The sequence below is a fragment of the Vibrio vulnificus NBRC 15645 = ATCC 27562 genome (assembly GCF_002224265.1).
In the GTDB taxonomy this organism is placed as follows: Bacteria; Pseudomonadota; Gammaproteobacteria; order Enterobacterales; family Vibrionaceae; genus Vibrio; species Vibrio vulnificus.
The window spans coordinates 1,253,977-1,269,169 of record NZ_CP012882.1 but is presented as its reverse complement, the minus strand read 5'-3'; the positions used below and the strand labels follow the sequence as shown (position 1 = coordinate 1,269,169).

The following is a 15,193-nucleotide window of genomic DNA, read 5'->3' as shown; positions in this document are numbered from 1 at the left end:
ATGATCACGCCGCGTTGCCGACTTTATCCATCACGGGCGTGACGGAAGGTAGCTGCTGCTCTGCTTGTTGTGCCACCAAACCAATGCCTTGCTTTTCGAGGATGCTGCGAATTTCTTCCGCCCAACCGCTGAGCACGTTATGTGCTAGCAATAACGGCATCGCCGCCACCAAGCCGAGCACGGTGGTGACCAAAGCCATCGAGATGCCGCTGGCCATGACTTTAGGATCCCCGTTACCAAATTGGGTGATGACTTGAAAGGTTTCGATCATACCAATCACCGTACCAAGCAGCCCCAACATCGGTGCCAACGCCGCCAACAGTTTGAGCATCGAAAGCCCTTTTTCCAGCCCGGTTTGCTCATCCACTATGGTCTCTAACAAGCGCAGCTCTAGAGCTTCGACACTGCGTGGCTTGTCTTTGTCATACACCGCCAGCACACGGCCTAGCGGATTATTACCTAACTGGTTCGGCTGTTTGAGTTGAAGACGAATTTTGCTCTTTGTGGTCAGCAGCAAAATACCACGATACAAGGCAATAATGAGCCCCACCGCAAGCAAGGCAAAGATCACTTTGCCAACCACGCCACCCGCAGCGAAGCGATCGGCAAGGCTTGGCGAATGTGCGTATTGCTCGAGCAGCACCCCGCGAGTGGGATCAATCAACACAGGTACCATTGAAATCGCGTGCTGTGAACGAAGCGTGTCGAGTGTCGGCGTGCCTTCAGGCAGTTTGGCATAAGGAATCGCGAAACCTTTGTCGCTCTTCCAGTTGACGTAACCTTGCGGTGCAAGCAAAGCGAAATTCCCTAACGCTATAACGTCAGTGGGTTCAACCGCACCTTCAGTATTGATAAGGTTAACTTGAAGCGCTCGCATTTCACCGCTTGCCACAATTTGTTGCTGCATCACATGCCAAAGCGTTTTAAGTTGTGCGATATCGGGCAGCGATTGTGCCGCGACAATTTGATTGACCGTTTCAACTTGCTCTGTTTGTCCAATCGCGGTGACTGCGTCATTGAGATCGGCTTTTAGTTCTTTCGTATGCTGTCGAACAACACCAAATAACTCGCCAAGAGAACCCGTTTCGACACGAAGCTCTTCCTCTAAGTGTGACAAGGTCACTTCGTTATCACTAAACTGGCTAGAAAGCTGCGCGTTTTTCTCTTCCAACGTCGATTTTTGTTGTTCGAGTTGGCGCTTTAACTCAGCCAATTGCTGCTCTTGGCTGAGAAACGCATTTTCACGTTGTTGGTTTTCTGCCTGTTGTTGGCGGCTTTCTTGCGTTGCTTTTGGCACTAGTTGTGTTTGAGCAAATGATGGGAGGCTCAACGAAACGAGTAAAGCGAGTGAGAGTAATCGACATTTGTTCATTTACTTAGCCTCCGCTGTCGCTAAAGCAACGGGCATATTCAACATCGCGGGCGCGACTTTTTGAGCGGCAATGTTAAACGCACGATTGATATCTGTGCTAGGAATGGTCGTTAGCGATAACCAGTGACGTTGGGTTTGATCCCAATACCAGAACTGATTGGCATTGAGAGTGCGAGCAATAAGCGACAGGCGGCCCAGATGCAGTTGCTCCACCTCTATCTGCTTACCATCGGCGAGCGTAATAGGAGCTTGGTAGGCAGACAACTTGTTGCCGTAATCCAGTTCAATTTGATACGCCTCTAGAATGCGGCGAAACTTCTCTGCATCCGCCACATCAGCGCGGACCATCACCTGTTCCAGTTTTTCAATACGCTCTTGGCGTTGCTGCCATTTGATCGGCATGTCTTGATTGATGGCTGTTTTGAGCGTGTCCAGCATGTCATACATTAGCGGTACAATGCCCTGACGAGTCACTTGAATGTCTTGAATCTGTTTTGCTAGGCTGCTCTTTTCTTGTTCTTGATTGGCAATCATGCTGGTCAAGTGACGCTGATAGAGCTCTAGGTTACGAACTTCTTCCTTTAGGATTTCAATCTCTGCTTGCAGTAACTGACTTTTATCGGCGCTCGCGTTAATGACGCTTTGGCTCTTACTGGCCGCGGTATGAGTACGATTTTGAATTTTCTGTGCTTGTTCAAGGTCGTTACTCATCGCGCCAGAACTTACGACCCAAAGAAGTAACGCAGCACCTGCTTTATATCCAGACATAGACGTTTTTGTTACCTAAAGTGACTACCAAAACAATAAATGATATTTATTCGCATTATCAGTGCGCCGCATTGTAACGGAATTTTCTCGCAATACCAAATCGTATGAATAGTAAATCTGTGTTTATTTTGCCATCTCCTGAGCATGGTCGGCTGATCGGCTTTAGAAGCGTGAGTGACGCGAAAACAGTGCCGCGCTAATCCTGGAGAAGCAGTATCAAAAAACAGCCGCTACAAACCTGACCTAAAAGTGGCTTGTCCCTATTTTAAGGCAAAAGTAACTCATCTTCGATTGGGATATATCTGTCTACGACCGCTTGGAGGTTTTGCGCTGTTAAGCCCGGCACGCCATAAACCGTGACCTTTTTACCAAACTTTTGCTGAATGCGCTCAACAAGGATTTCAAAATCGCCGTCGCCAGATAATAAAATGACCTCATCCACCATTGGCGCATGCTCAAAAGCGTCCAACGCGAGACCCACATCCCAATCCCCTTTTGCACTGCCATCCCAGCGTTGAATAAAAGGCTTCAGTTTTACGTCGAAACCAATACCCCGCAAAATATGGTGAAACTGACGTTGACCCGGATCCTTACTTGAAATCGCATAAGCATGAGCGACCACCACTTGTTTATCCTGAGTAGCCGACTGCCAAAAACGGTTGTAATCGAAATGTTTGCGGTACTTTTCTTTGCAGGTGTAATAAATATTTTGAACGTCGACAAAAATCGCCACTTTACTGGTCATAACACGCATTTACTCTCTAAAAAATGTAGCCCTAACCCTATTCGATAGCCGGTGAAAAAGCGAGGCGAAAAACGAAATTAATCCATTTAGCTATGCTTACGTATAGTAAGTAAAACATCTTACGAGGGAGCGGTATGCGTTATTGGTCGATCGTCTTCATTTTATTCAGTGCTCTGGCTCATTCGTATCCGGCTGATTCCGAAAAATGGCAGCACAGGAGCATTCTGTTTTTCGCACCGTCTCATGATCAGTATGTTCAACAATTTTTGCTGGAAACACTGATGGAGGAGTGCACCTTGCAAGAGCGCGACATCGTTACCTTGGTCATCAAAGAAGATGGCAGCACCGTCCCCACTTGGGCACAAGACGCCTTTGATTTCAGTGTACTCAATGCGTTTTATGATATCCCGAAAGGTCAACACACGGGGGTATTGGTCGGCAAAGATGGACGGGAGAAGTTGCGTTGGGGCGAAAAGACAGATTGGACCTTGTTGAAAAAGGTGATTGACCAAATGCCTCTTCGCCAGCAAGAAATGCAGCGGAACCCAAGCCGCTGTGCAATATAAATGGGTTTAAAACCACTTGAGTTTGTCGTGCAGCGAAGTCACGCTGCCAACCACGATCAAAGCGGGACTGATTGCTTGAGTTGCCAATTCAGGGAGTTGTGTTAGGCTGCCCGTCAATACACGCTGTTCGCGACGGGTGCCATTTTCAATAATCGCGCACGACGTTGACGCATCCAACCCGTTTTCAAGCAGTTTCTCCGCGATATAACGGCACTGCTTTAACCCCATATAAAACACCAAAGTGTTGTTGGCTTGCGCCAATGATGGCCACTCTATCTCTTTGCCATCTTTTTGGATGTGCCCAGTAATAAACTGCACACTTTGCGCGTGATCTCTGTGGGTAAGCGGAATGCCAGCATAAGCCGTTGCCCCCGCTGCTGCGGTGATGCCCGGTACCACTTCAAAACGCACGCCATGTTCCGCTAACTCTTCAAGCTCTTCCCCACCACGGCCGAAGATGAACGAGTCGCCCCCTTTCAAGCGAACCACGCGTTTTCCTTCCAATGCTTTTGTCACCAGAATTTGGTTGATCTCTTCTTGCGGAACACAATGAAAATCGAGTTTTTTGCCTACGTAGATCATTTCCGCCTTTTCGTTGGCTAACGCGAGAATTTCCGGTGAAACCAAACGGTCGTATACCACCACTTCCGCTTGTTGAATCACTCGGTAGCCCTTGACCGTGAGCAAATCCGGATCACCGGGGCCCGCGCCGACAAGAGAAACAAAACCTTGATTTTGCAATGAGGATAAAGAAGTTAGCGTCATGGTTGAGCCTATTGAATAAATTTGATGATAAAGAGTACCACTCAGCGCCTCTCTGTGAGGGAAATGTTTACTTTTTATCAGCAAAACGAGTGAATGATGGTTGCTGTTTCGAGATTTTCTCAGTACTGAATCAGGTGAATCGTCGCCCTGAGGGAACACCTCAGGGCGAAATTGATTATTTGATGCTCAGTGCAGGTTCTGCATTGATTTCAGTTTGCTTTTCAGTCACATCAATTGCTGGGGCTGTTTTCGCATGAGTCAGGTACAGAGGAATACAAGTGAACAGCAAGCCACCTACGATGTTACCAAGAATGGTTGGGATCAGGTTGAAGTTCAACCAAGTCGCGATACCAAAATCCGCACCCAGCATCATACCTAGCGGGAACAGGAACATGTTCACCACCGCGTGCTCGAAAACCAACGCAAAGAAGATAAAGATAGGTAGCCACATTGCCGCAATTTTACCTGCAACGGTACGTGCAGAAAGGTTGCCAATCACACCTAGACACACCATCAAGTTACATAGAATACCGCGTACAAAACAGGTGATCCAACCATCAGCACCAAGGTTTTCAAAACCGACTGTACGAGCAGTCGCTGCCTTGATAAAGGTTTGACCGACAGCATTTGGTTCAACACTGAAGTTCATGGTTAGCGACAGCGCAATCAAAAACGCCACAAGTAGTGAACCAAGCAAGTTACCCAGACCAACAAGGCCCCAACAACGTAAAATACGGCCCCATGTAATACCCGGACGGTTTTCAAATTTCGCTAACGGTGCAAGGCCAAAAACACCTGTCACCAAGTCGTAACCCATCAAGCTCAGGATACAGAAACCCACAGGGAACACTAACGCGCCCACAATGCCGATGCCTGTTTGCGTAATGGCTGTAATCGCCACCACAACCGCCAACGACAGAATGATGCCTGCCATCATACCGCGTAAAACCAAATCGCGGGTCGAGGTTTTTACTTTCGCTTCACCAACATCAATCATGGTTTGTACGAATTCTGCAGGTCTTAAGTCAGACATAATGCGTCCCTTTATAAAAGTTAAAATTAAAAGTGAAAGATTGAATAGAGAAAGGCTTCCTGTTCTATATCGTCTTTTCCCTACAAAAATCCGTTAAGGGAACAAGAAACCTTTGTACTATTGAATCTCGTATCAGCTTACCTAACGCCTAGCTAAGCAGAGATTTCGACAATGCCGTTATTGACGCGTGCTTGATACGCTTTGATGTTAAAGCGTTCATCTTCCATACACGCACCGGTTGCCAAGTTAAAACGCTGCTTTTTCAGTGGACTCGCTACCCAAAGTTCACCTTTGTGCTCAGCAATCAAACCACGAGACAGCACGTTTGAGCGTGCGAATGGATCCATGTTACTGATCGCAAACACCTGCTCTTCTTCACTTGGTCTGAACAGCGCAATTTGCTGCCCATTGACCAAGGCACAAACACCGGTACCAGGAATAATGTCGTTAATGTCGCATACTTGTTCAAAAGCCATGTTTGCTTCTCCTATTATTCCGTTACCGCTACGTGCAAGATGTCACCTTTCAACTCTGGGTGTTTCTCTGCAAACGTTGCTGGGCGATGTTGTTGACGCTCTGAAACAAACACGACGTTTTCATCACGCTTGTCTGAGTTAATAAAGTGCGCAAAGCGTGTTAGCTGAGCTTCGTCGTTAATGGTTTCATTCCATTCACAGCGATACGCTTCCACCAATTTCGCGATGTCCGCTTCCAACTGTTCATTGATGCCTAATTTGTCTTCAACAATCACTTGGCGTAGGTAGTCCACACCACCTTCCATGTTGCCTAGCCACACAGAGGTGCGTTGCAGTGGCCCAGAAGTACGGATGTAGAACATCATGAAACGGTCGATGTATTTGATCAGCGTTTCTTGGTCTAGGTCGCTAGCCAGCAAATCGGCGTGGCGAGGCTTCATACCGCCATTGCCACACACGTACATGTTCCAGCCTGCATCTGTGGCGATAATACCGAGGTCTTTACCCTGTGCTTCAGCACATTCACGCGTACAGCCTGATACGCCAAATTTCATCTTGTGCGGAGTGCGGATGCCTTTGTAACGGTTCTCAATAAACACGCCAAGACCGACTGAATCTTGAACACCGTAACGACACCAGGTTGAACCAACACAGGTCTTCGCCATACGCAGTGCTTTGGCATACGCTTGACCAGTTTCATAGCCAGCGGCAATCAGTTTTTTCCAGATAGCTGGAAGGTCATCTTTTTGCGCACCAAACAGACCAATACGTTGTGCACCCGTTACTTTGGTGTAGAGATTGTATTCCGCCGCCACTTCAGCCAACACTTTTAGTGCCTGTGGCGTCACTTCACCACCCGCCATACGTGGGATCACCGAATAAGTGCCGTCTTTTTGCATGTTGCCAAGGAAGTTATCGTTGGTGTCGTGCAGCTTCACTAACTGAGGCTTCAGGATGTGCTCACCCCAGCATGACGCCAAAATTGACCCCACCGCTGGCTTACACACTTCACAGCCATAGCCTTTGCCATGTTTTGCCAACAGTTCATCAAAGGTTTTGATCTCTTCGATGCGAATGAGGTGGAACAGCTCTTGGCGAGAGTATGCGAAGTGCTCACAGATATCGCTTTTCACTTCAACGCCCGCTTTTGCAAGCTCAGCGTTTAGTACTGACGTGACCAGCGGAATACAACCGCCACAGCCAGTGCCTGCACCGGTCACTGCTTTGATGTCGCCGATGGTGTGATGGCCGTCAGCCACCGCTTGCGCGATTTTGCCTTTAGTCACATCGAAACACGAACAGATCACCGCAGAATCTGGCAGTGAATCCGCACCGAGTTTTGGCTTCTCAGCATCAGCGTGCGCTGGCAGGATCAAAGTATCTGGATGCTGTGGTAGCTCAATTTCATTCAACATCAGTTGCAGTAAGTCACCGTAATCCGACGTGTCACCTACCATTACTGCGCCGAGTAATTTCTTGTTGTCTGCTGAAACGATCAAACGCTTGTAGACTTCAAGCTCTTCGTTTTGATAAACGTAGCTCTTACAACCAGGTGTACGACCATTCGCATCGCCAATCGACCCTACTTTGACACCCAGCAGTTTGAGCTTGGCAGACATATCCGCCCCTTCAAACTTGCTGTCAACGTTGCCTAGCAGGTGATCCACGGCAACGGTGGCCATTTTATAGCCCGGCGCAACCAGCCCGTAGAACATCTTATTCCATGACGCACATTCACCAATGGCGTAGATATTGCTGTCTGTGGTTTGACAGTGATCGTTAATTTCAATACCGCCACGAGGTGCGATACCCAGGCCCATTTGGCGAGCCAATTTGTCTTGAGGACGGATACCCGCAGAGAACACGATGAAGTCAGTCTCAAGCTCAGTGCCATCAGCAAAGCGCATCACATTGCGTGCTTGTTCGCCTTCTGCTGCGATTTCCAAGGTGTTTTTGCTGGTATGAACTTTCACGCCCATACGTTCGATTTTTTGACGAAGTTGATCACCACCCGCTTGATCAAGCTGTTCAGCCATCAGTTTAGGGGCAAACTCGACAACGTGTGTTTCCATACCGAGTGCTTTCAGCGCACCAGCCGCTTCCAAACCAAGCAAACCGCCGCCAATCACCACACCGCTTTTGCTCTTCTTCGCACATGCTTCGATGGCTTTAAGATCTTCGATGGTACGGTAAACAAAGCAATCTTTGCTCTCATTACCTTTGATTGGTGGTACAAATGGGTAAGAACCTGTTGCAAGAATCAGCTTATCGTATTGAATTTCACGGCCCGAACTCGAATACACCGTTTGTTTTTCACGGTTAATATTGATCGCGCGCTCACCTAACAACACTTTGATCGCGTGCTTTTCATAAAAGCCCGTTTTCACCAATGAGAGTTCATCTGCAGTGTGATGTGAGAAATAAGAAGAGAGATGGACGCGATCGTACGCGACGCGTGGCTCTTCACAAAATACGGTAATGTCGTATTGAGAAACATCCGTTTTATCAACCAGATCTTCGATATAACGGTGGCCGACCATCCCGTTACCGACAATCACTAGCTTCAACTTGCTCATAATACTTCCTAAGGGTTAGGTTCTTATCTGAGCGCATTGTTAATTATGAAAGAAAATGAAAATATGATGTAAATCAATTACGAAATTAAACTACCCTAAAGGGGTAGATACTTTAGGGTTAGATGAATAAACCCTTGAAAATGTGGGGTTGGACACTTTTTATACCAAGATGTACAACGATATTTAGAAAAGAAGATCGTTTTAAAGCAAACTTTGTGTAATATTTTTTCACAATTTACCCCAACTTATTGGCCGTCAGTGATCAAAAACGAACAATTGATACGATCGACATCACGATACCAATGTAACAATTTGTTTCAAGTGTTCTATTTTTCACACCAAGTTGAAGCGAATCACCTTTTAATAATCATTTTGTTAATATTTCTAAAGCTTTGATTCAGGTCATAAATGCAACGATTATTCGAGCTGTATCATATGCACTGGTGTATTCATAAGCACCTTTTCACGACTTGCTCTATCACACATTCTAAGAGAAATAATAATCAAAATGACCACCCAATCTACGCTCAACAAACACTATTCAGAACGTGCCAATTTGATCTCAACCACCAACCCAGACAGCATCATTACTTACGCTAACAACGAGTTTTGTGATATTGCCGGGTTCTCACAGCAGGAGTTAGTTGGCAATCCTCATAACATGGTTCGTCACCCTGATATGCCAAAACAAGCGTTTGCTCAGCTGTGGCAATACTTACGCTCAGGAAAAAGCTGGATGGGGTTAGTAAAAAACCAATGCAGCGATGACAAGCATTACTGGGTTTCAGCATTCGTTACGCCGATCAAAAGTGCGGATGGCGACATCATTGAATTTCAATCCGTCCGTTCTAAACCAAGCGCAGAGCAAGTAGAACGAGCACAGATGCTTTACGATCAGCTGCGAGCAAATAAACATCGTGCAAAACCAAGGCTCACTTTCCACCACCTTTCTACTCTTGGTTCTTTTGCCACTGCGGGCTTAATTTTGGCTGGCACACTCACCGCTTCTAGCGCTTTGCTCACTCTAAGCGGTGGTTGCGCTTTGCTACTAGGTGTTAATGCTCTCTACCAAGCGAAACGATTTGGCAATCTTCGAACCCTAGCTCACGATGCCTATCATAATCCCCTCATGGAGAAGCCTTATACCAATCATTTTGACGATTACTCACAAATCGAGTTGGCGTTAATGATGAAAAAGGCGGAATTGCGCGCGGTGACGGCTCGTGCCACTGAAACTTCTGGCGGAATTCTGATCTCAGCAGAAGAGGAATTTGCCACCATTCAGTCCATAGGTGCCAGCTTGGATCAACAATGCCACGAAACGCAGCAAGTGGCCGCCGCCGTTGAGGAGCTGACTCACTCGATCAATGAGGTGGCGAATGCGGCGTCTGCTGCGTCCATGCTTACGGAAGAAGCCAATGAGGCGTCTCAAACAGGCTTGGAGAGTATTGGAACCACCATACGAGTGGTGGATGCCATGGCCAAAGAGCTGGAACACTCTAAAGCCGTGATTGAGCAGTTATCGAACCATACTCAGAAAATCGACAGTATTTTAGAAGTGATCACCACCATCTCTGAACAGACTAATTTGCTGGCGTTAAATGCTGCGATTGAAGCCGCACGCGCTGGAGAGGCTGGCCGTGGCTTTGCCGTAGTCGCCGATGAAGTCCGGAATTTGGCCTCTAAAACGGGCAGCAGTGCCAATGAGATCCATGCAATGATCAATCAGCTTCAAACAACGGCCAAACAGGCGGTGGAAGCGATGAATACAGGGTTTGATTTATCTCAGGATTGTAAGAAACAAGCCGATGCAACAGGCGATGTTCTTTCCGTTATTCGCGATAAGTTGGACGCGGTAACAGACAGCAGCCATCAAATCGCCACTGCGGTAGAGCAACAAGCCAGCGTAACGCAAGAGATCAATCGCAACATCGTCAACATTAAGCAGCTCGCCGACGATACGTCTCAGTCGTCCCACAGCTCTGTGCAACGCACTAGCCACTTAGTGGACAGCATTGAAGACTTACAGCGTTTAATGAAACAATTTGTCTAACCTCTTTGGTGAAACAGCAAACAAGGCAGCGTAACGCTGCCTTGTTTATTGGTTCTAGTGGCGATTTAAAACTGCCCCGCCACCGAGAAGAAGAACTGATCTTTACCCAGTTCCGAATCAAAGCCATGAGCATATCCTAAGGTGATCGGTAGCACGAGATTGTATCCCAGACGCGTTTCAACCGTGACCGACAAACCCGCTCCACTCAGCTGATTTCGACTTGTTTGTTCACTCCAAGCCGTCCCTGAGTCGGCGAACACCGAAGCTGAAATATCACCCAAACCAATTGGGTAAAGCCCCCAGTTGCGCTCAACGCGCGCTAACCACGTGGTTGCTGTGAGTCGCTGTGTGAAATAACGATCGCCTCGTTGAACGTTTTCATCATAACCTCTTAGAGACTGTGACTCGCGGCCAAACAGAGCATGTTCGTCACTTTGATCAGAGCCACCCAAACGGAAAGGCTTGGCTTTTTCGTCCGCATAGCCACCCGCAAGGCGAAGTGACAGCGTGCTTCTTCCCGGCAAATCGAATGTCATCTGCCACTGCGCCTGAAATTTCTCCCCTTGGTAGTCACTGCTTAGCCAGTCGTTAGTTTCCACAACCGCATCGAGGTAATGCCCCCAACCTACTCCTGGCACATTAAGATAGCTTTCGCGATTATCAAAAGTAACGGCCAAACCCACCAAGCTTTCTTCTTGATCTCGATACGGAGTGATCGCACCAAAAGATGGCGCTTTTGCTTCTGAATCTTTATCCCAATAAATACCTGCGGCAACACTGAGTTGGTCTTCAAAAGCCGTAAAGATGTGATTGCGTTGGAGCAACGCACTGTCACTTTGTTCTATTCGATAGGTCTCTGTCGTACCTTGCTTGAACGTAGTGAAATCGTGTGTACGCGATGCTTGAACGAGCCAACGCGAATCATACAAATAGCCCAGATTGAACTGTGCAAGATCGTTTTCAAAATCCCATGACAAACCCAATTGATATTGATGACGACTTAATGCATCAGCACCATTAATGATGAAACCGGCTAATTTTTGATTCTCATCTTGTGCAGCAATCGGCAACCACGTTCTTGGGCGCAAGCTGGACCAAGGAGAGTAGTCACTGATCTCGCTTTTTTCCGCTACCTGCTCAACAGGATCGGCATACTGATATTGACCATCTTTGTCGGCAACCGTGAAAGTGGTCACTGCAACCCTGTCTGATTTTTCTTTCAAGGTATAGCCGTCGGCATCATACGATTGATAAACAAAACCTGAATCACGGTGAGTTTGTGGTGTAAATGCGCCACCCACTTCACGAGTCAACTGCTTTATTTCGCCAGATTCTATGTCGAGCGAGTAGATGTTAAACACCCCATCATAATCGGCACTAAACAGCACTTCACCTTCTGGGGTAAACGCCGGTGAATTTTCGACAGCACGGGATTGCGTTAGCGGAGTCCATTGCAACGCGGTTAAGTCAAATTTTTCAAGGTTCCAACCTTCACTCGATCGTTTAACACTCGCCACGATAAAACGACCATCATGAGACACTGCAAATCCACCCAATACGTCACCAATCGTGCCTTGCCAAATTTGCTGACCGCTTTCTGCTTGTCGCGCAGTCATTAACCACAGTTCACTGAGACCATTCACCTTACGTGTAGCTAAGTAACGCTGGCCATCAGGGAGCCATTTAGCGCTGCGAAAACGCTGCTTCTCTGTCAACGCTTGCCAACGATCATCTTGATAAAGATAAACATCGCTCAGCACTCTGCCATCGGCATAAGCGATAGAACGCGTCGCCAGCACCCCACTTTGAGGATGGAAATCGAGCGAGTTGATGTTTTTCGTTTTAGTCAGAGAGGCTCCCACGCGCTCATCACTGCCATCGTCCAACAACCTCAGTTCACTCGCATCCTCACCATTGTCGACGTTAACCAAAACACCATTGTCCGTTGCGGTAAACACTTGCATAAATGGGGCGGTGTATTTCCCCTCACCAATGACGGCTTGCTCCATCATGGTGGCAAGATCGCCTTGGTATTTCTCATAAATATGAGCTTGGAAATCAGACCAAAGCTGTTCAAAATCCTTCCCAAAGGTTTTTCTCGCCGTGCTGTTGAGCAAAAAGAACGGGATAAGCTTGCGGCTGTAACCCTGCAAAAACTCTTGCACCTTCGCATCACCATAGGTATCAGCTAGGTATTGTACGAAATAGGCTCCGTACAAATAGTTATAGCCTAGCGGCCATTCTCTTGCCGCCACGGCAACTTGGTTGAGATCTTTCACGTCACCAGAGGCGACTTCCATTCTCATTTCCATGTCATAACCAGAGCCTTGCAAGCGTCCATAGCCAGCTTGTTCATTGGTTTCCAGATAAACCGCCAACCCTTCCAGCATAAAAGAAGGCGTCATGAGATGAGGATAAAGAAATGGGTTGCGACCAAATATTTTACGAAAAACGTTGACCGCGCCGCCGCCCATTTCCATGTGCATGATATGCGCGTACTCATGCTTAATAAGTAGATGCATCCACTCATCGTTATTTTCCAAGCCATTTGCTTCATCTGGTGGACTCATAATCAAACGAATTTGTGGATATGGCACCACCGTCGCCCAACCGTTTGAATAGTCCACCTCATCGACCAACACCAATTCTGTTTTTTCTTTCGGCTCGTAACCAAAGTATGGCACCAACTCTTTATGTGATTGTTCGGCGAGATCAAGCGCTCTTGCGGCTTGCTTTTCATGACCATTTCTAAAGTGGATAACAAAATGATCTGTCGATTGAGTTAACCATGTCTCGTTTGCTTGATCCCAAGCGACAGATTGAGCATAGGCTTGCGAAGGAGTCCCTACCCCAAAAGCGAATAGCGCGGCAAGTGAAAGTGCGAGCGGCGTATATTTCATAGATAATTTTCCATCAGTGCACATAGATAAAATGAATAGAACCAAGTTAATGTACACTGTTTTATTGATTATTCACGTCCCTATTTGTATGGGAATGTATAGAGCAATCAAAAAGATGAAAAGTGCTGAAATGCAAAAAGCCGACACTCAGTGTCGGCTTTTCTAAATAATGGAGGCGCGTCCCGGAGTCGAACCGAGGTCCACGGATTTGCAATCCGCTGCATAGCCCCTCTGCCAACGCGCCTTACTGTGTTGCCCGTGCTTGTCTCGGGAACGGGGTGCACTTTAACGTATTCTCATGAGAGATCAACTAATAATTTCGTTTCTTTGTGTTGATTGGACAATATCGGATCGATTTGTTGCTTTGTCATACAAAGTGGTTTTTAAGCAGCCAGCTCTCTCTTATCTAGTCTCTAGTCTCTAGTCTCTAGTCTCTAGTCTCTAGTCTCTAGCAATCATGATTTTCCTCCATTCCATACGCAGTTCATCACTTCGATTGCCAACGATCTAAAAAATATTTTCCGTAAACCACTTCCGTTTGCATGTGAAAAAACAGCAACGCGCCCACCACGACCAGAAATCCCCAATTGAAATAGCGATTCACTTTCGCTCTCACCCGTATATCGAATACGGCCAATTGTATGCCCACAAGTATGAAAGGGTAACTTAGGATCAACAGTAGCAACCATCCCAGGTGGGACGAAATAGCCATGGGTTCCAAACCAATCATATGTACTCCTTGATATAAGTCACTGCTTTGGAGCGTATCAGTTTGAAATTTGGAAATTTTGTAACTTGCAGGCAGTTACGAACAAAGACTGAGTAAAAGACGCACTAATTTAATGCATTCTCAGTATGGGGACATCAGGTTGACGTAACGAGAAATCGGAAGCCGAGAAAAACGACAACAAAAAAGAGCGCTTTGAGCGCTCTTTATAGAATCGATAGAACCAAAGATTTAAAAATGGAGCTGAATAACAGAAACCACAACGGCAGCAGGACGACGAACACCCTCGATCTCCACTTTGATTTCCCGCTCTATCTCTAACCCTTTTTTAATTGGGGTCACTTTGGTTAGTGTGCTTGAAGCGCGTAAGTTATTACCCGATTTCACCGGGTATGGGAAACGCACTTGGTTCAAGCCAATATTCACAACCATCTTCGCCGTCGGGAAGAGGTTATTGTCAGGATTAACTGAATCGGTCAACTTCGGCAATAGAGCTAATGTTAAAAAGCCATGAGCGATGGTGGTTTTGAATGGCGACTCTACTGCTGCACGCTCAGGATCCGTATGAATCCATTGCATGTCTTCTGTCACCAATCCAAATTGATTGATTCGCTCTTGATCAACATGAATCCAATCACCAACATGAATCACTTGACCTATTTTTTCACTTAACTCGTTGTAAACAAGCTGCGCTTCTGGTTTGAGTACGATCGGCTCAGGCAATGACACTTCTTCATTCACCGCAGGCTGCTGATGATCGCGTACTTTCGAGAAAAGAAAACTTCCTTGCGCCTTTCCTAGAAAATCACCCCAGTACTCACGTAGAGTTGGAGACATCCAATTAATAAACTCAGAATGATGCGCAGAGAATGCGTCGACTTTGTCTTTAAATAGATTTGTGACTTTCATAAAAACCTTGGTTCATAATCTTCAAACTGGCTATACCAGTTAATTTTGAATTACTTCACATAACCTTGCAAATACTTTCGGGCGCACAACTGTTATCTCAAAGTCAAATAACCTATTAAAAACATAACGATACAAATAAAACACTATTTTATTGTCATTAGACAATACGAGTAAAAACTCTAGTTTTATTTACTATTTTGCGTATTTTTGTGCGGTCACAAGTATGCCAAGCCCCTTTCATCACCAAATAATTGCCTTCAAATAACGTGCCAATCAGCGAGCGGGCTGCTTTCATCCTGTAAA

11 protein-coding genes and 1 tRNA gene are annotated in these 15,193 nt (G+C 46.6%); 2 read left to right on the top strand and 10 right to left on the bottom strand.

Annotated elements, in window-relative coordinates; translation table 11 throughout:
• Positions 1-4: 4 nt before the first annotated feature.
• The 3 genes from AOT11_RS21165 to AOT11_RS21155 form a co-directional block, all read right to left on the bottom strand.
• A complete protein-coding gene (locus AOT11_RS21165; RefSeq protein WP_017422788.1) occupies positions 5-1,372 on the bottom strand; it encodes a MotA/TolQ/ExbB proton channel family protein in 1,368 nt (455 codons plus the stop codon).
• Positions 1,373-2,140, bottom strand: a complete 768-nt coding sequence (locus AOT11_RS21160) for a DUF3450 domain-containing protein (RefSeq protein ID WP_017422787.1) — start codon at positions 2,138-2,140, stop codon at positions 1,373-1,375.
• Between the two features lie 265 nt (positions 2,141-2,405).
• Positions 2,406-2,894 carry a LabA-like NYN domain-containing protein gene (locus AOT11_RS21155; RefSeq protein WP_017422786.1) on the bottom strand — a complete coding sequence of 163 codons (489 nt, stop codon included), beginning with the start codon at positions 2,892-2,894 and terminating at the stop codon, positions 2,406-2,408.
• Positions 2,895-3,019: 125 nt separating this feature from the next.
• Here AOT11_RS21155 and AOT11_RS21150 point away from each other — a divergent pair, with 125 nt between their 5' ends.
• Entirely contained in the window at positions 3,020-3,451 is a 432-nt protein-coding gene (locus AOT11_RS21150; protein WP_017422785.1) for a DUF4174 domain-containing protein, read from the top strand.
• A gap of 6 nt (positions 3,452-3,457) precedes the next feature.
• On the opposite strand, the gene cobA is transcribed toward AOT11_RS21150, so the two are convergent.
• The 4 genes from cobA to nirB form a co-directional block, all read right to left on the bottom strand.
• Positions 3,458-4,216, bottom strand: a complete 759-nt coding sequence (cobA, locus tag AOT11_RS21145) for a uroporphyrinogen-III C-methyltransferase (RefSeq protein WP_026050831.1) — start codon at positions 4,214-4,216, stop codon at positions 3,458-3,460.
• Positions 4,217-4,391: 175 nt separating this feature from the next.
• Positions 4,392-5,249, bottom strand: coding sequence for a formate/nitrite transporter family protein (locus AOT11_RS21140; RefSeq protein WP_017422783.1), 858 nt, complete (start codon positions 5,247-5,249; stop codon positions 4,392-4,394).
• Between the two features lie 152 nt (positions 5,250-5,401).
• Positions 5,402-5,725, bottom strand: coding sequence for a nitrite reductase small subunit NirD (nirD, locus tag AOT11_RS21135; protein ID WP_011081328.1), 324 nt, complete (start codon positions 5,723-5,725; stop codon positions 5,402-5,404).
• Positions 5,726-5,739: 14 nt separating this feature from the next.
• Positions 5,740-8,301: a nitrite reductase large subunit NirB gene (gene nirB, locus AOT11_RS21130; protein WP_017422782.1), complete on the bottom strand. Its 2,562-nt coding sequence runs from the start codon at positions 8,299-8,301 to the stop codon at positions 5,740-5,742.
• A gap of 508 nt (positions 8,302-8,809) precedes the next feature.
• Here nirB and AOT11_RS21125 point away from each other — a divergent pair.
• Positions 8,810-10,354 (top strand): methyl-accepting chemotaxis protein, encoded by a 1,545-nt coding sequence (locus AOT11_RS21125; RefSeq protein ID WP_017422781.1) that lies wholly within the window; start codon positions 8,810-8,812, stop codon positions 10,352-10,354.
• A gap of 65 nt (positions 10,355-10,419) precedes the next feature.
• Here AOT11_RS21125 and AOT11_RS21120 read toward each other — a convergent pair whose 3' ends face one another.
• The 3 genes from AOT11_RS21120 to AOT11_RS21105 form a co-directional block, all read right to left on the bottom strand.
• On the bottom strand, positions 10,420-13,254 hold the full coding sequence (locus AOT11_RS21120) for a hypothetical protein (RefSeq protein WP_223848386.1): 2,835 nt from the start codon (positions 13,252-13,254) through the stop codon (positions 10,420-10,422).
• A gap of 170 nt (positions 13,255-13,424) precedes the next feature.
• Positions 13,425-13,498, bottom strand: a tRNA-Cys gene (locus AOT11_RS21115).
• Between the two features lie 714 nt (positions 13,499-14,212).
• The gene (locus AOT11_RS21105) at positions 14,213-14,890 is read right to left on the bottom strand and encodes a MaoC family dehydratase (protein WP_017422777.1); all 678 of its coding nucleotides are present in this window, start codon (positions 14,888-14,890) and stop codon (positions 14,213-14,215) included.
• Positions 14,891-15,193 lie beyond the last annotated feature (303 nt).